The organism is Gottfriedia luciferensis (assembly GCF_001712755.1).
GTDB lineage: Bacteria > Bacillota > Bacilli > Bacillales > Bacillaceae_G > Gottfriedia > Gottfriedia luciferensis_B.
In genome coordinates, this window is sequence record NZ_MDKC01000001.1 from 456,412 (window position 1) to 473,352 (window position 16,941).

Genomic DNA, 16,941 nt, shown 5'->3' on the forward strand with positions numbered 1-16,941 from the left:
TTTAAGCATGTCATTTTCTATGCAAGTTGTAAATGAAGAGGAAATCAAAGCAGTAATAGAAGAGCAAGTAAAGCCTGTACCAGAGGAATTAATGAAATTAAAGGCAACAGCGGATGCAAATGTAGCGATGATTATGGAAATAGACACTGTTTCAAAAGAAACATACGAAAAACGAAAGGAAATTCTTCAATCTATCGAATCATTTGGATTACAGACAATGAAATCTTCTTCGAATAAAAATTCTCTTCTAAAGGTTTCACTTGGTCAACTTGCTAAAAGTGGAGACGAAGGAGGGCAAGTTGCAAAAGGATTATCAGAGCTCCAAGTTCAATTAAAAGATTTAGATCCAAGTGTAATTAATTTTACAAAGTCGGGTTTTTTAGGTAAGTTATTTAATCCTATTCGTTCATATTTTCAAAGATTTGAAAAAGCAGATGTTGCAATCGCAGATATTGTAAAGTCTCTTGATAAGGGTAAAAAAATTCTTGAAAATGATAATACGACATTAGAGCATGAACAATTATCACTTCGTATGCTTTCAAAAACGCTAGAAAAAGAAATCCAACTTGGAACATTAATGGATGAGTCAATTGAAAACCAGATTGAAAAAGCAAAAATTGAAGGGGAAGATCAAGAAAAAATTAAATTCATCTCAGAGGAAGTTCTTTATCCGTTACGACAACGAGTCATGGACCTACAGCAAATGTTAGTTGTCAATCACCAAGGAGATATGTCATATGAAGTTGTTATTCGGAATAATCGTGAATTAATCCGTGGAGTTGAACGTGCAAAAACAGTAACGATTTCCGCACTGAATACAGCTGTAACGGTAGCAAGTGCTCTATATAATCAAAAAATCGTTTTACAAAAAATCACTGCTTTAAATCAAACAACAAATACAATTATTGAAGGTACTTCTAGATTATTAAAGGAGCAAGGAGTTGCAATCCAAAAGCAAGCAATGGAATCAGCGGTATCGGTTGAAACACTAAAAACCTCATTCACAAACGTCATATCAGCATTTGAATCGATTAGTACATTTAAACAAGAAGCTTTGCCAAAAATGCGTCAAACAATTTTACAATTTCAAGAATTAGCTGAAGTCGGTTCACAACAGATTCAAAGACTTGAAAAAGGGGACCGAATCGGATTATAGAAGATACTGGAAAAAGATAAATAAGATGCAAAAAAACTAAGATTGATAGAATCTTAGTTTTTTGCTTTCCCATTTTAACTAGGTTATTTCGCTCTCATTCGTTTAAGATCTTCTTTTGGCGGAAAACCAAATAATCGAGAATATTCCCTACTGAACTGGGATGGACTCTCATACCCTACTCGGAATGCTACTTCTTGTGTATCTGAAGATTCAGACAGTAATAAAAGTCGCGCTTCCTGCAACCTTAAGTGCTTCTGAAATTGTAGGGGACTCATTGCAGTTACGTCTTTAAAATGTCTATGTAAGGAAGAAACGCTCATATTTGCGATTTCTGCAAGCTCATCAATTCGTAAAGACTTATAAAAATTCGCTTTAATTTGTTCAATAACTTCATTAATTCGATTAGTTGTGCTACCTTCGATGGCTATTTGTTGCAATATATTCCCATTCTGTCCACGCAATACTCTATAGAGAATTTCTTTTGTAAAAATAGGTGCAAGAAATGGGATATCTTCAGGTGATTCCGTTAAACGGGCCAATCTAATCACTGCATCTAAAATTGAACCTTCTAACTCGTTAACAAAAATCGCTCGTTTAGCAATTTCCTTTGAATTAGTGGGAATTTTAGTATCAGTTAAAATTTCCAAGATTTGACCTGGATTAAATTCAAGTTTTAAAGCTAGATATAGAGCGCTTGGAGTAGCTTCAATAACTTGGCCTGTAACTGGTAAATCAACGGATGCTACTAAATAATTTCCAGGTCCATATTTAAAACTTTCATTACCTAGTAATAATTCCTTTTTACCAGAAACAACTATACATAGCGACGGCTTATAGACCCTGTATTTAGGATCAGTAATCGTAGACTCCCGAATGAAAAATAATGAGTTAATTGAGGTCTCGTTAACACCTTCATGACTAGTATTGCGATCAATAATTTGGATTAGTTCGCTTAGATAAGAAACGTTAATTTCAGACATATAGTCCTCCTTACTTTAAATTTAAAAAATTTTTCATAGGATATGTAATTGTGAGAGGATTAGGCAATCATTGAGGAGGAATGTGTTAACGAACTCTGCTTATTTTAATGCATAATTAAGTATATCAAACATATCTTCAAAACTATAATATTATCATTTCATCGATGAGGAATTAATTTTAAAACCCTTAAGGGAGAGATACTTATGAAACTAATTGCATTAGACCTTGATGGTACAACACTCAACACTAATAAAATATTAAGTGTAGAAACATTAAATTCGATTAAAAAAGCTCAGGCAGCAGGGCATATCGTGATGATTTTATCCGGGCGTTCACCAAGTTCAGTTAATGATGAACTTTCAAAGTATGGCTTAAATTGTCCAGTTGGAGGCCATAACGGAACCGCATTATATGTGAATGGTAAATTAATTGAACTAAATTCGATAGGAAGACCTCAAGTGCAAAAAATTGCCTTAGAAGTTGAGAGAGAAGACTTGCCGTACAATATTTCTACAAACAAGGGAATATATGCCCCAAGTAATTGGCATAAACGATTTGAACAAGTTGTTTCATCTGGGCGTGTTCCTAAAGAATACTTTTCAAACAGACACTTCAAAATGTTTACTACACCTCCAAGTGTATATGGGCATTCGTTTTTTAACAAAGTTCATGAAATAATTGATAATGAGGATTTGACAGTCCAAAAGTTTCTTATTTTAACCCTTGAACCAAAACAAATGGAGAGACTTGATAAAAAATTAAGATCCATAGATGAGACTTTTGTTACAAGTGCCTCACCTTTTAATCTTGAGGTTACACATATAAATGGAAATAAAGGGTATGGTTTAAAAGCAATGGCCTCATATTTTAATATTCCAATAGAAAATACAGTAGCTATTGGAGATGAAAAAAATGATCTACCGATGTTAAATATAGCCGGATTATCTATAGCAATGGGGAATGCTGAAGAAGAAGTAAAGCTCTCAAGTGATGTTGTTACATTAAGTAATGATGAAAATGGTGTTGCATATGCATTTCAAAAATATATTTTTAAAGAGTCTAATGTACTATAATAGTAAAGAAATCTAAATACATCTAAATATGCAATATTTTCCTTGGTTAAATGTGTGAGTATATAACATTATCCAAGGTTGTTTTTATTTGTCTATTTAAACCAATCGATTAAAATATAGAAAGGTAAGGGGGAATAAAATTTGGTTAGACGGATAAAAGATCTATTTGCCATTAAGGGGTATAGTTTATTTGTCATCTGTTTGTTATTTGTAGGGATCGGACTTTCAATCACAACTCCTTATTTATCACTGTATTCAACAAAATATATAGGGATGAGCTCTGGAGCATTTGGTATCTTCATGGCAGTGATTTCATTAAGTGGTGTTTTAGTTAATACATTTATTGCTGAACGTTCTGATCGAGGGATTGACAGAAAATGGATTATTCTGATTGCGATGATTTCATCTGCAATAGGTTATGCATCCTATTTACTATTTCATAACTACTATTTATTATTAGTTTTTGTTGCTTTATTTAATGGATTAGGTGCAGCGGCTATGCCACAAATTTTTGCATCCGCACAGGAATCGGCAAATGCAAGTTTAACGAAAGACAAGACTTTAGCATTATCAACTTTACGTTCACTTGTTTCTTTAGGTTTTTTAATTGGACCATTAATAGGTACTTTAATTTTAAGGGCAAAAGGTTATCATGGACTTTTTTGGGGAACATCTAGCATTTATGTATTGATTACACTTCTAGTATTCTTCTTTTTAGAAAAGAGAAAGCCAGTTCAGAACAATATAAAAAAGAAAAACAAGACAAAAGTCACAGCCGCTAAACGAAAACAACTTAGATTACCATTTATAGCTTTTATCTTATTATTTGCAGTTAGTTCGATAAATTGGATCAACACACCTCTTTTTATCGTCAATGTGTTACATGGTACTAATACAGATGTTGGATTAGTCGTAAGTTTATGTGCAGGTTTAGAAATTCCAATCATGCTTGTGTTGGGAGTACTTTCTAAAAAAATCTCCAATCATGCATTGATGATCTACGGCTGCTTAATTGGATTACTCTATTACTTAACCTTAAGCATTTCAACTCATACATGGGAGTTAATCGTTGCACAGTTACTACAGGCAACTTACATTGCTATCGTAATGGGTAATGGTATAAGCTATTTTAACGACCTACTACCAAATTCACCGGGATTTTCTGCTTCAATTTATGCGAATTGCTCAACGATCGGAAGTTTAGTAGGAAATTTAGGCGGAGGTCTATTTGCACAATTAGCAGGTTATCGTAATGTTTATTTACTTTGTATATTGTTTGTAATTTGTTCACTCTTTATATTATGGAAATCAAAAAACAATGTGGAAATGGAAATTTCGACAGGTCATAGTCAGTCTGTGTAGTTGATGAATTACACATAAATAACGTATGATTGATCGTTTTTATAAAGCTGGCTGAACATACTCGAACAGGAAAAGGCACAGACCTTGGTTAGCCAATTGCTAAAAGTTAATGGAAAAAACGAATGGTAGTATTACTATAGAGTTTAAAGAAAATAAATTATTTATGAAATGTGTATGGTTTTAGAGGTAGTGTTAATTTTAAGTAAAGTCTAAGATATAAAGTATCAAATAGTTGAGATTAGAGGTTAAGTTCCCTTCGTTATTGGGACTTAACCTTTTTTTATTAAGTGGATTAATATAAGTAATTTGATTTTAGAAGCGGTATCAATGGTGCTACAAATTCAGTGCAAGAGTCGCAGTTAAGGGATCAAATACTGGTGGAGACATTGAGATTTGGATTGCCTTACTGCGGGTGGTGACAACCACTGGTACTCCCCCAATTAAGGAGCTAAATACCTTTCCTAGAAAATAGATGTTATTTGAAAAAAGTGATCGCTAAATTTTTATTGCGCGATCACTTTTTTTGTTAAAAATTACATCTCATTATAACTGCCCATATTTCTTCATTTTGTTATAAAGTGTCACCCTGGAAACACCAAGCATTTTTGCAGCAGCTGATTTATTTCCATATGTTACTTTTAGGGCATGTATTATTAGTGACTTTTCATCCCCTTCGTGTAGTTCTGCTTCTCCGAGAATAGGCGATTGAGAATTTGTGTGTCTTTTAAAAAATTCATTTGGCAATTGTTCAGATTTGATTATATTATCATCTGTAAATATCATTACTCGCTCAATTATATTTCTTAGCTGCCTGATATTGCCGTTCCAAGGAAAATGCATGAATGTTACCATCACTTCCGGAGAAATGACTGGAACCGGCTTCCGGTATTTGATGGAAAACTCTTTTAAAAATAATTGGACAAGTTCGGGTAGGTCTTCCTTTCTGTCTCTGAGGGGCGGGATAGGAATCGTAACCACATTTAACCGATAATATAAATCTTCACGAAATAAACCTTCTTCCACCATTTTCTCCAAATCCCGGTTAGTTGCTGAAAGAATTCGTACATCTATTGGAATAGGTTGGTTTCCGCCAACTCGATAGTATTGTTTCTCCTGCAAGACACGCAGCAACTTTACTTGAAGCTCTAATGGCATTTCCCCAATTTCATCGAGAAATAATGTTCCACCCTTTGCTGTCCCTATTTTTCCTAGCTTCCCTTCTTTTATTGCCCCAGTAAATGCACCTTTTTCATAACCAAATAATTCACTTTCAAAAAGCGCCGAGGGAATGGCCCCGCAGTTAAGATCAACAAATGGCCCTTTTGAACGGGGACTTGCTTTGTGAATAGCCTGTGCAAACAACTCTTTACCAACACCGCTCTCACCAGTAATCACGACGGTTGCATCTGTATGGGCGACTTTCTTGGACAAAGAGATGGAAGTTTTTATCGCTTGGCTTCTTCCCTTTATTTTGTGGAAGGGATCGATAATATCCTTGTTCCCAATCTGATTTTCCAAATCTTGAATATACGCAGTAGTAGTTGTAAGTTCATTATTTAGTTTTACAATTTCTGTAATATCACTTTCAACGGAAATCCCACCTACCACCTTATTCCTGATGAATATTGGTAAGGTGTTAATTAATACATGGACATCTTCCTGCGGCTGGTTATAATGCCGAATAACCCCTTTTCCTTCCTTCATTGTGGACATTAAAACTACTGAATCCTCTTTAAAGCGATTTGTAATTTTAGAGCCGATCATTTCTTCAGCAGAAGTTTTGTACAAATCTTCTGCCTTAGGATTCCATGCAACAACTTTTCCATCGTTGTCTACTATTGTAATGGCATTATCTACGGCACGCAGAAGCGTCTGATAAACACCTGAAAGCTTTTGCCACTCTTGAAAAATAGCATTTATTAATGTAGTAAAAGGGACCCTGCGCACTTGCCTTCCAGCTTCATCAACAAGAACAATATCTTGGTCTAGAACTATTTCTTCAACCTCTGAGAGCAAGGTGTCGACAGAGAATTGTTTTATTTTTTCTGTATGAATCTCCTCATCTAAAGGAAGGGAAATGGACAGAAGTGAAACTTTTTCTTTTAACATAACCAATCACCTTATCACTGTTTAATGGTTTACAAAAGTGTTTATATTTTACACTCCATTTACACTTTTGTAAATGTATAGTTTACACAATTTTCGAAAAATCAAGTATAAAGTAGTTTTTTAAGTTGGCACAAAAATTGCATTTAAATAAAGCAACAAAGAATTTGAGGGGGTAAAAACATGCTATCTTATAAACACGAACCTTTTACAGACTTTTCAAAAGAGGAGAATATAAATGCTTTTAATCAAGCATTAGATCTTGTAAACTCACAGCTTGGGAAAGAATATCCCCTAACCATTGGCGGGGAAAAAATTATAACGGATCACAAAATCACATCATTTAACCCTGCTAATAAAAATGAAGTGGTTGGGGTTGTTTCAAAAGCTAGCAAAGATTTGCCGGAAAAAGCAAACTAGATTTAGGTAGCAGGAAAATATGGGAGGAATCAATATGATATTGAAAGATTTTTTTATGGCCTTATCACAAAACCAATTTCTTAACAGTGCCGCTAAAAAGTATGGTTTAAAAATGGGGGCGCAAAGTGTTGTAGCTGGTACAAATATTGAAGAAGTAATTAAAAGCATTAAAGAGCTAAATAAACATGAGATCTCATGTACGGTTGATAACTTAGGGGAATTTGTCTTTAAAAAGGAAGAAGCAATCCAGGCTAGAGAACAAATTCTGAAAGTCATCGAAGCCATTCATAAGAATAAAGTAGATGCACATATCTCGTTAAAACCGACTCAATTGGGCTTGGACATTGAGTACTCTTTTTGTTTGAGTAATTTAAAAGAAATTGTTCACCAGGCTCATCAATATGGGATTTTTGTTAATATTGATATGGAAGATTATGGACACTTAAAGCCTTCGTTTGATCTTTTAGATGAGCTTTCTTTGGAGTATGATAATGTAGGAACCGTTATTCAGGCATACTTCTATCAATCACAAGAAAATCTCGAAAAGTATAAAGATTTTCGCCTTCGTATTGTAAAAGGTGCATATAAAGAGCCTGAGGAATATGCGTACCAAGACAAGAAAGATATTGATAAAAACTTTATTAAGTTGATAGAATGGCACTTGTTAAATGGAAAATTCACTTCTATTGCAACACATGACCACAAAATTATCCAACATGTTAAAGATTTTGTAAAAAGAAATAATATTCCGAACGATAAATTTGAAATCCAAATGCTGTACGGCTTCAGAAAAGACCTTCAATTGAAACTAGCAAGTGAAGGCTGCAATTTCTGCACTTATGTGCCATTTGGACAGGACTGGTACGGTTACTTTATGCGTCGGCTTGCGGAAAGACCACAAAACTTAAACCTTGTAGCAAAACAGGTCTTTAATAAAAAAAACAACACCATGATTGGCTTAGCGGTCGGTGCCTTTACATTAGGAAGATTATCTAAAGTAAACAAGAAAAAACAGAAATAATAAAAAAATAAGGCGTTTATAATTTAAGGCGAAGTTGGCTGAATTCACAACAACAAACTTGCATGGATTTCATTGTGATCATTATGTAGAGTGCTATATTTTAAAAAGTGGTGAATGTGTAGCAAGGGATCGTATACCAGTAACAATCTATTATATAATGAAACTAGTGATCGAGTTCCCCCTGTTTTTACAATTAATTTGTATTCGTTTTTGTTTAATGAGGTGATTTTATTACCATCATTTCTTAATTAATTTACATTAGATTAGGTACTTCTCAGTGTTCAAACATAGCTTTTCTTATCGAGCTAACGCTAGTATTATTTCAATAAGATCGAAAAAGGACTGTCAAAAATTTAGACAGTCCTTTTTCAAATTGTGTCAGATCGTAATATCTATTTTTACTAAGTTTCTTCTAGCGCTTCCCATAATCGAAGCAGGTGTACATGATAGTTTAATTTTGCAATTCAACCTAATTCATAATAAAGCGTTACTTTTCGATTGCACAGAAATTGCACAGACTTCTTAGAAAACAATAGAATTAAAAGACTTACAAATGAATAAAATTACAGCGACCGCTTGGTTTAATGGACTTAATTGAACTAAAATATTCATAATTACAGTATTAAGACTCGTACCTGTATTTAATAGATTGAGGGTCTTTTTTACTTTCATATTTTATCTGAACAGATGGATTTGAAAATAAACATTTGAATAGTCTTCTTTTACTCAATTTCACCCATCTTTAGGATAAATCTCATGGAAATTACTATCTGATAGCCAAAAGTGCCGTCCTATTTTCATAGTCTGACGATCAAAAAAGGATATTTCTGATATAAAATTGAATACTTAATTGGGACTTTAAGCTTAAAAATTACTTGAATGAAAAGGATGATCTAATTTGACTTTAAATTTGACACTTATGAATCACCAAGATTTTCAGAGGTTTCTAGAAATAGCAACCGTGAATTTTGCGAATGATAAGGTGAAAAATGGAAGTTGGAAAGAAGAAACAGCTTTAGAACAATCTAAGGCAGCTTTTCAATCTTTATTGCCAGAAGGTGAAAATACTGAAAATAACTATTTGAAAAACATTGTTTTAAATGAAGAAAAGATTGGTTATATCTGGTATTCTATTAACATAAAACAAGTGCCAAATTATGCTTATTTATATGAAATTCTAATTTATCCAGAATATAGGGGTCAGGGATTCGGTAAAGAATCGATGAGAATGTGTATAAAAGAAATTAATGAATTAGGAGTAGATGAAGTATGCCTACACGTTTTTGGTCATAATCAAAGTGCATTGAATCTCTATCAACAACTTGGATTTGAGATTACTGATTATAACTTAAAGGTTAGTTCTTCTCGTTTTAATTAAATTTAAAAGAATAAATTAATAGTCTGAAAGGAGCTGATTGTAATTCAGCTCCTTTTTTTCAAATACATTTGTTGTATCGCAATTATTTCATCTGTTTGTCGAGATATTGAGCAAGAACATTCAATCCAGAATCTAAATCATCTAGTGAATGGGTAGAAGAAAGTGCAATACGTAAATACTTTTCAGAAGAAGACTGTCCACTTAGAAAACGATCAGAATGAAACACACGTACACCTAATTTTTTCAAATCTGCTTCGAAGTTTACCCCATTACTATTTCCATGAATTGGAAGCCAACGGTAAAAACTAAGCGGATGACCAATCTTATTTACAGGGAAATAGGATGAATAAATGTCGTTTACAGTTTCAGCTAACTGTTTCTTTTGTTGTACGATTTCATGCGCTTTTCCTGATAAGATCAGTTCAGTAATTACTTCCACATCCAGTGATGATGTTTTTACGTTAAGATTAAAAATTGCCTTCAAAATTTTTTCACGTAGTGCATCTCCAAAAACCATGTAGGCAACTCTCAATCCAGAACAGATGGACTTTGATGTACCACAAATATATACGCTTTGTTCTGGAAGTAGATTATACATTGGCTGTTTATAGTCAGAAATTACTCCTGCAGTTATAAATGCATGTATATCATCTTCAATTAAAATTAAACGATGCTTCCTTATTACAGAAGCTAGTTCAAGTTTACGAAAGTCAGAAATCATGATAGTAGTTGGGTTACTACAAGAAGGCATTAGGAATATGCCATGTATATTTAATTGGCTACATTGCTTTTCAAGTTCATCCGGCAACATTCCATACTGGTCGCAAGGAATAGGGATTAATTGAATGTGCAGCGTTTTGGCCAACTCAATAAAATTTGAAAAAGTGTAAAAATCTGTTGCAATTCGATTACCTGGCTCAAATAAACTAGCCAAAGCAAGGACCAAAGCATTTTGAGTACCAGACGCAATTGCGATATTATCTTGTTTTGCTTTAATACCAAAAGCTTCCATCCAGTTTAGTGCTGCTGCTTTTTGATGTGGGATACCGGTGGGATCGTTGTAATTTAATAATTGATCTAAATAGCTTTTACCGACTACTTTTTGAATTGCTTCAATCACAATACTATTCGTTTGTTCAAAAGAAGCCACAAAGCCAAGATCAATACTATTGGCTGTTTTATCTGTTGAAATCGTGATTGAATGAGCTGCATTTGGAGCGACAAAAGTTCCACTACCTGTAATCGCATAGATTAAACCTTTTATTTCACATATTTTGTAGGCGCGAGTGATTGTCGTAAAATTTAGGTCAAGAAAATCGGCTAATTCTCGCTGCGGTGGTAACTTTGTACCAGGTGCTAAAAAACCATTGATAATATCTTGTTCAAGTTGTAGGGCAATGGAATTATAAAAAGGACGCTTTAAAGTCTTTTTGTCTGGTTTCCAAGACATTGGGTAATTTTCAAATGAATTTACTGGCATAGTTTCCACCTCTACTGTTTAATTCCATACAATTATATCATTTTTGTATGGAAATCAAAAAATTAAAAATAGATTCCTAATTGAATAGAAAGTGGTAAACATCCTTTAAACTATACTTGATTTAATTTTTAGAAAATTGTAATCCATACAATTATTTCGTTTTTTGTATGGATTCTCTATGTTAAATTATAATAAATTTAACGATACAGGATGTGAAACTATGAAAAAGGGAAACAAACTTTGGATGGCATTTCGCTTTGCTTTTCCGCACACAATACCCATTTTTGCAGGATTTTTATTTTTAGGTATAGCATATGGGATTTTTATGAACTCTTTAGGATTTAGTGCCATTTATCCTATTCTGATGGGGCTAACAATTTTTGCTGGATCGATGGAATTTATTGCAGCAAACTTATTACTTATGGGTTTCAATCCAATTAACGCACTGTTACTAACTTTAATGGTGAACGCGCGACATTTGTTTTATGGAATCTCAATGTTAGATAAATATAAAGGCACTGGAAAGAAAAAAATCTATCTAATTTTCGGATTATGTGATGAGACTTTTTCGATAAATTATACTGCCGATATCCCAGATAGCGTGGATAAGAGATGGTTTATGTTTTTTGTTACATTCCTTAATCATTTGTATTGGGTAATTGGTGCATCAATTGGAGGAATTTTTGGTTCACTTGTAAAATTCAATACTAAAGGGCTTGAATTCGTCATGACTGCCCTTTTTGTTGTTATATTCATTGAACAGTGGAAAAAAGAGACAAAACACATAAGTGCAATAACAGGGGTTGGTCTTTCAACTATTTGTTTAATTATTTTTGGTGGGGATCACTTTATTATTCCTGCGATGCTTTCAATTCTTGTTACACTTAGTGTACTTAGAAGAAAACCATCTAAGAAAGTCGAGGTATCAGTATGACGATGAATATAACACAGCAAATTATCACAGTATCAATGGTTGTTTTAGGTACTATGCTTACAAGATTTCTTCCATTTATCATTTTTCCACCTGGGAAAGCTACACCGAAGTATATTCAGTATCTAGGTAAAGTCCTACCGTCTGCGGTAATTGGACTATTGGTCATCTATTGCTTTAAAAATGTAAATATACTTTCTCATACGCACGGTATTCCAGAGTTCATGTCAGTATTTGTTGTTGCGATTCTCCATTTATGGAAGAGAATGATGCTTCTGTCGATTGCGGGAGGTACGATAGTTTATATGATTCTTGTTCAGTTAGTTTTTTAACAAAATAGGGGTGAAATGATGAAAAATTATAGATGGAGTAATGAACAAATTAGAAACCAAGTAAGCGTTCTTGATGGAGTAATTAATCCGCATATCATTTTAAAAAATGCAACGTATTTAAATTCATATTTGAATCAATGGTTACATGCAAATATTTGGGTTTATCAAGATCGGATTGTTTATGTTGGAGAGGTTCTTCCGGAAAACTTGAATGAAATTGAAGTGGTTGATTGTGAAGGGCAATACTTAGTGCCAGGTTATATTGAACCTCATGCTCATCCTTATCAACTCTATAATCCTCTTACTTTAGCAAAACATGCTGGACAATTCGGTACTACAACATTAATAAACGATAATCTAAAATTCTTCTTAGAATTGCCTAGTCATGCTGCTTTTGAATTATTAAATGATTTTAAAAATATCCCATCAAGCATGTATTGGTGGTGTCGTTTCGATGCACAAACTGAATTTCCGAATAATGATAAGTTATTCAATACAAAAGATGTTATGTCATGGCTTGAAAATGATTTAGTTTTACAAGGTGGAGAACTAACTGCGTGGCCAAAGCTATTAAATGGTGACAACCAAATGCTTACTTGGATACAGGAGACGAAGAAGCTAAATAAGAAAGTGGAAGGGCATTTTCCTGGAGCTTCAGAACGCACTTTAGCTAAATTAATGTTATTAGGTGCAGATTGTGATCATGAAGCAATGACAGGAAACGAAGTACTTTCGCGCTTAATGCAAGGCTATATGGTTTCATTAAGACATTCTTCGATACGACCCGATTTAGAAGTGCTTTTAAAGGAAATTAAAGAACTCGGCATTCAAAAATTTGATCGTTTTTTCTTTACGACTGACGGTTCACATCCTTATTTTTATGAAAAAGGAATGACTGATGAATTAATAAAAATAGCAATCCGTCACGAAATACCATTGATTGAAGCATATAATATGGCTAGTTTTAATGTAGCTTGCTATTATCATCTGGAACATTTACATGGTTCAATCGCCACGGGAAGAATTGCAAATATTAATTTACTAGAAAGTAAAGAAAACCCAACACCTAAAAGTGTTTTAGCAAAAGGTAAATGGATCAAGAAAGACGGGAACCTTATCAATCAATATTCACCGATCGATTGGGAGAAATATCAATTTTCTAAACTAGATTTAAAGTGGACTTTACATAAAGAGGATCTGAACCTATCAAATTCATATGGTATAAACTTGATAAATAATGTTATTACAAAACCATATGAAAGTATGATTGATCTAGAATGTGAAGAATTATCATACGAGCATGATGAATGTTTTCTTTTAATGGTTGGAAGAGATGGTTCTTGGAGATTAAACTCGTTAGTGAAAGGATTTGCTCAACACATGGGTGGATTTGCAAGTTCTTATTCTGGTACTGGAGACATTTTAATCTTAGGCAAAAGAAAGTCAGATATGTTGAAAGCTTTTGAAAGAATGAAAGAAATAGGTGGTGGCATGGTACTAGTTGAAGAGAACAAAATTGTTCACGAAATATCTTTAACTTTAAAAGGTAGCATGTCAGAATTAGAAATGGACAGTTTAATCCAAATTGAGAAAAAGATGATTGAATTGCTAAAAGAAAAAGGATATAAATACGACGATCCTGCTTTTACATTATTATTCTTTTCTGCAACCCATTTACCATTTATTCGATTAACTCCAAGTGGATTATATGATGTGAAAAATAAAGAAATTTTAGTTTCACCAACAAAAAGGGAAATTGTACTTTAAGAGAAAATAACATTGAAAAAAATGTAAAATCTTAACAAAAAAACATAAACTATAAAGCTGTATCTAAGGCATGAATCTGAAAATTAATCTGATTCATGCTTTTTGATTTGTTTGAATTTGATTATTTTAATTTAAAACTAACAGATCAAAAAATTGAATTATTCGAAATTCAAAAGTTTACAATATGCTATCTAGTAATTATTAAACCTAAAATTTAATATAATTTTCATTTTTACGCTTTTTTTTGACAAACAATAATGAAAAGAAACAAAAAAGCGCATACTAATCAAGATAATTTTTAGAGTGGAAGATGGTAGGATGATTTATCTATAAAAGTTCTTAGTTTTTGCGAAGGGATGAAATAGTAAGTGGTTGATTTAAATGGAAGAAATGAAAAAAATAAGAAAAATAATGTCCATAATTTCACAATTAATCCCAAAGGAAATATCAATGAAAACTTGGAAATCATCGAATCAATCTTTCCTACTTCTGACCTTGTAAAAAAAATTCTAATGATTGATGGCAAGCCTGCACTTTTAATTTATTTATCGGGTCTAGTAAATGAACAAAAAATTGATTCATTTATTAATAATATAATTTCGCAAAAAAAAGATTTCGAGTTATTCGTAAATAATAATACGGAAAGTACGATTCGAATTGCTAAAATCGAAAAATCTGTACTAGAGGGTAAGAGCGTTTTATTTTTAGATGGGGTTTCATCTGCTTTTATTTATTCTACAGAGAATCCACCTCATAGGACATTCATGCCACCTACTATCGATAATTCGCTGAAGGGTTCAAGAATATCTTTTGTTGAAACGTATCAAGATAACATTGCATTGCTCCGTAGATTTATTCAAAATCGAGATTTTCGAACAAAGCAAACAGAAATTGGAAATGAGAATAGAAGCATCGTGTCAATTGCTTATTTAGATAATGTGGTTGAAAATAATTTACTTTTATCTATTGAAAACAAAATTTCAGAAATAAAAGTAGATTCTATACTAAATGCAAATCAATTGGCTCAATTAATGGAGAGAAATCAATTCTCACCATTTCCACAAATATTAACTACTGAAAGGCCAGATGAAGCGGCTTCAGCAATATTAAAAGGAAAAGTCGTTCTAATATTAGATCGTTCATCTGATGTCATTATTTTACCTTCTGAGTTCATATCATTTTTTACAAGTATTGATGATTATTCTTCTAGATCTTTAGTAGCTACATTTAATCGAATTCTAAGAGTTGTAGCTTTCTTTATTACGCTCTATTTACCTGGAATTTATATTGCAATTGTTTCGTTTAACTTTGAAGTTGTACCTTTAAAATTACTTTTTTCTATTGGTGAATCACGTGCACAGGTCCCTTTTGATCCTCTATTTGAAGCAATTATTATGGAAATTACATTAGAAATGCTTAGAGAAGCTGGTATTAGATTACCAGCGCCAATTAGTACAACAGTAGGGGTAGTAGGGGGGATTGTAATTGGACAAGCTGCAGTTCAAGCAGGTATTGTAAGTAACATTATGGTTATTGTAGTTGCATTAACAGCTATTTCTTCGTTATTATTCCAAAATATGAAATGGCATCAAGTTTACGCATCTTAAGATTTCCTATAATGGTGATGGCGTCATTATTTGGCATTTTTGGACTTGTTATTAGTACAATGATCTTAACTGTTCACGTACTATCATTAAAGAGTTTCAATACAGCATATTCTTCACCCCTATCACCAATTATTTTTAGTCAACTAAAGGATACATTTATACGAATTCCTTTAAACTATCTTTGGAAAAATCAAAATAAAACGATTAAAAAGGATTAAGTGAATATTGGATGTGATTATTAATGAATATCACTAAATTGAACATTACATACTACCAATTTGTTCTTATTATTTTTGGCGTTCAAATAGGTATTGGAATGTTATCGCTACCACGTGAATTAGCTGAAAAATCAGGTGCAGGCAGTTGGATTTCGATCTTAATTGGAGGTTTAATTTCAACAATTTTAAGTACTTTATATATAAAATTATGTCAAAAAGTTCCACACAAAAATTTTTCTTCATTTATTACTTTTTATTTAGGAAAAATAGTTGGAAAAATAATGCTTTTTTTAATCTCAATCTATTTCATATATGGTGCATCTTTAGTTTTAATGCTATCTGTATTATTTGTTCAATCATATTTACTTCAACATACAAGTGCTTATATTATATTGTTCTTATTTTTGGTTCCGTCTTTTCAATTAGTAACTGGAGGTATTCATTTAATTGCGAAATATATTGAAACAATATTTCCATTAGTTATATTTTTCTTACTTATGTTATTTCTGACATTAAAAATTCCAAACTTTAAAAATCTAATTCCTATTTTGAAAGAAGGTTGGATGCCTATTATAAAATCTGTTCCTACAACGACTGTGTCATTTTTAGGAATCGAAATCATATTTGTAATCTATCCATTTTTAGATAAGAAGGAAAAAGCAATGAAGGGAGTTATTATAGCAAATGTGATGAGTTCGTTTACCTATTTATTTGTAACAATAATTTGTTTTTTAAATTATAATCCATATGAGATATTAACTATTTTTGCACCTGTTATTGATATTTTAAGTATTATCGAATTTCAATTTTTAGAGCGAATGGATGTAATTTTATTATCTTTACTATTTATGGTAATTTCAAAAACATGGGTTACCTATTTTTGGGCAGGTATGGACGGACTTTATGAGTTATTTAAAATAAAACGATTTCCGCTTTTTGTAATGACTATTTTTAGTTTCATTATAATTAGTTCATTTTTTTTCATTCCATCCTTTAAATTCTTTGATCTTCAAGTGAAAACTTTTTCTAATTTGGGGCTCATTGTTATTTTAGGCCTACCTATATTGTTATGGATAGGTGGAATAATAAATAAAAAAAATTTCGGGTGA

13 protein-coding genes and 2 pseudogenes are annotated in these 16,941 nt (G+C 32.4%); 12 read left to right on the forward strand and 3 right to left on the reverse strand.

Annotated elements, in window-relative coordinates:
- Nucleotides 1-7: 7 nt before the first annotated feature.
- A complete protein-coding gene (locus tag BED47_RS02345) occupies nt 8-1,156 on the forward strand; it encodes a toxic anion resistance protein (RefSeq protein WP_069032207.1) in 1,149 nt (382 codons plus the stop codon).
- Between the two features lie 83 nt (nt 1,157-1,239).
- Here the strand turns inward: BED47_RS02345 and BED47_RS02350 are convergent, their stop codons facing one another.
- Nucleotides 1,240-2,136, reverse strand: coding sequence for an AraC family transcriptional regulator (locus BED47_RS02350; protein ID WP_069032208.1), 897 nt, complete (start codon nt 2,134-2,136; stop codon nt 1,240-1,242).
- A 204-nt stretch (nt 2,137-2,340) separates the two neighbouring features.
- Between BED47_RS02350 and BED47_RS02355 the strand changes: the two genes are divergently transcribed.
- Together BED47_RS02355 and BED47_RS02360 are read left to right on the forward strand one after the other, a co-directional pair.
- Entirely contained in the window at nt 2,341-3,210 is an 870-nt protein-coding gene (locus BED47_RS02355) for a Cof-type HAD-IIB family hydrolase (protein WP_069032209.1), read from the forward strand.
- A 141-nt stretch (nt 3,211-3,351) separates the two neighbouring features.
- Nucleotides 3,352-4,572, forward strand: a complete 1,221-nt coding sequence (locus tag BED47_RS02360) for a sugar efflux transporter (protein WP_069032210.1) — start codon at nt 3,352-3,354, stop codon at nt 4,570-4,572.
- A 543-nt stretch (nt 4,573-5,115) separates the two neighbouring features.
- Here BED47_RS02360 and BED47_RS02365 read toward each other — a convergent pair.
- Complete coding sequence (locus BED47_RS02365) at nt 5,116-6,681, reverse strand: sigma-54 interaction domain-containing protein (protein WP_069032211.1); 1,566 nt, start codon at nt 6,679-6,681, stop codon at nt 5,116-5,118.
- 180 nt (nt 6,682-6,861) lie between these two features.
- Between BED47_RS02365 and BED47_RS02370 the strand changes: the two are divergent.
- The 4 genes and pseudogenes from BED47_RS02370 to BED47_RS02380 all read left to right on the forward strand — a co-directional run.
- A pseudogene (locus BED47_RS02370) lies at nt 6,862-7,092 on the forward strand (L-glutamate gamma-semialdehyde dehydrogenase); the annotation flags it as partial.
- Between the two features lie 40 nt (nt 7,093-7,132).
- Entirely contained in the window at nt 7,133-8,119 is a 987-nt protein-coding gene (locus BED47_RS02375) for a proline dehydrogenase family protein (RefSeq protein WP_069032213.1), read from the forward strand.
- A gap of 58 nt (nt 8,120-8,177) precedes the next feature.
- On the forward strand, nt 8,178-8,345 hold the full coding sequence (locus BED47_RS24485) for a nucleotide-binding domain-containing protein (RefSeq protein ID WP_353615538.1): 168 nt from the start codon (nt 8,178-8,180) through the stop codon (nt 8,343-8,345).
- 672 nt (nt 8,346-9,017) lie between these two features.
- On the forward strand, nt 9,018-9,497 hold the full coding sequence (locus tag BED47_RS02380; protein WP_084006718.1) for a GNAT family N-acetyltransferase: 480 nt from the start codon (nt 9,018-9,020) through the stop codon (nt 9,495-9,497).
- An 82-nt stretch (nt 9,498-9,579) separates the two neighbouring features.
- Here the strand turns inward: BED47_RS02380 and BED47_RS02385 are convergent, their stop codons facing one another.
- Nucleotides 9,580-10,977, reverse strand: a complete 1,398-nt coding sequence (locus BED47_RS02385; protein ID WP_069032214.1) for a PLP-dependent aminotransferase family protein — start codon at nt 10,975-10,977, stop codon at nt 9,580-9,582.
- Nucleotides 10,978-11,197: 220 nt separating this feature from the next.
- On the opposite strand from BED47_RS02385, the gene azlC reads away from it, so the two are divergent.
- The 5 genes and pseudogenes from azlC to BED47_RS02410 all read left to right on the forward strand — a co-directional run bounded on the left by azlC (nt 11,198) and on the right by BED47_RS02410 (nt 16,941).
- Nucleotides 11,198-11,911, forward strand: coding sequence for an azaleucine resistance protein AzlC (azlC, locus tag BED47_RS02390; protein WP_069032215.1), 714 nt, complete (start codon nt 11,198-11,200; stop codon nt 11,909-11,911).
- Nucleotides 11,908-12,240: a branched-chain amino acid transporter permease gene (locus BED47_RS02395; protein ID WP_069032216.1), complete on the forward strand. Its 333-nt coding sequence runs from the start codon at nt 11,908-11,910 to the stop codon at nt 12,238-12,240. Before azlC ends, BED47_RS02395 begins: the two co-directional genes overlap by 4 nt.
- Nucleotides 12,241-12,255: 15 nt before the next feature.
- Complete coding sequence (locus BED47_RS02400; protein WP_069032217.1) at nt 12,256-14,007, forward strand: adenine deaminase C-terminal domain-containing protein; 1,752 nt, start codon at nt 12,256-12,258, stop codon at nt 14,005-14,007.
- Between the two features lie 512 nt (nt 14,008-14,519).
- A pseudogene (locus tag BED47_RS02405) lies at nt 14,520-15,832 on the forward strand (spore germination protein).
- 23 nt (nt 15,833-15,855) lie between these two features.
- Nucleotides 15,856-16,941 (forward strand): GerAB/ArcD/ProY family transporter, encoded by a 1,086-nt coding sequence (locus BED47_RS02410; RefSeq protein WP_069032218.1) that lies wholly within the window; start codon nt 15,856-15,858, stop codon nt 16,939-16,941.

Excerpts from the sequence above, each read along its gene's own strand:
- BED47_RS02345 (WP_069032207.1), top strand. The coding sequence starts at position 8 with ATGTCATTTTCTATGCAAGTTGTAAATGAAGAGGAAATCAAAGCAGTA.
- BED47_RS02350 (WP_069032208.1), bottom strand. The coding sequence starts at position 2,136 with ATGTCTGAAATTAACGTTTCTTATCTAAGCGAACTAATCCAAATTATT.
- BED47_RS02355 (WP_069032209.1), top strand. The coding sequence starts at position 2,341 with ATGAAACTAATTGCATTAGACCTTGATGGTACAACACTCAACACTAAT.
- BED47_RS02365 (WP_069032211.1), bottom strand. The coding sequence starts at position 6,681 with ATGTTAAAAGAAAAAGTTTCACTTCTGTCCATTTCCCTTCCTTTAGAT.
- BED47_RS02375 (WP_069032213.1), top strand. The coding sequence starts at position 7,133 with ATGATATTGAAAGATTTTTTTATGGCCTTATCACAAAACCAATTTCTT.
- BED47_RS02385 (WP_069032214.1), bottom strand. The coding sequence starts at position 10,977 with ATGCCAGTAAATTCATTTGAAAATTACCCAATGTCTTGGAAACCAGAC.
- azlC (WP_069032215.1), top strand. The coding sequence starts at position 11,198 with ATGAAAAAGGGAAACAAACTTTGGATGGCATTTCGCTTTGCTTTTCCG.
- BED47_RS02395 (WP_069032216.1), top strand. The coding sequence starts at position 11,908 with ATGACGATGAATATAACACAGCAAATTATCACAGTATCAATGGTTGTT.
- BED47_RS02400 (WP_069032217.1), top strand. The coding sequence starts at position 12,256 with ATGATGAAAAATTATAGATGGAGTAATGAACAAATTAGAAACCAAGTA.
- BED47_RS02410 (WP_069032218.1), top strand. The coding sequence starts at position 15,856 with ATGAATATCACTAAATTGAACATTACATACTACCAATTTGTTCTTATT.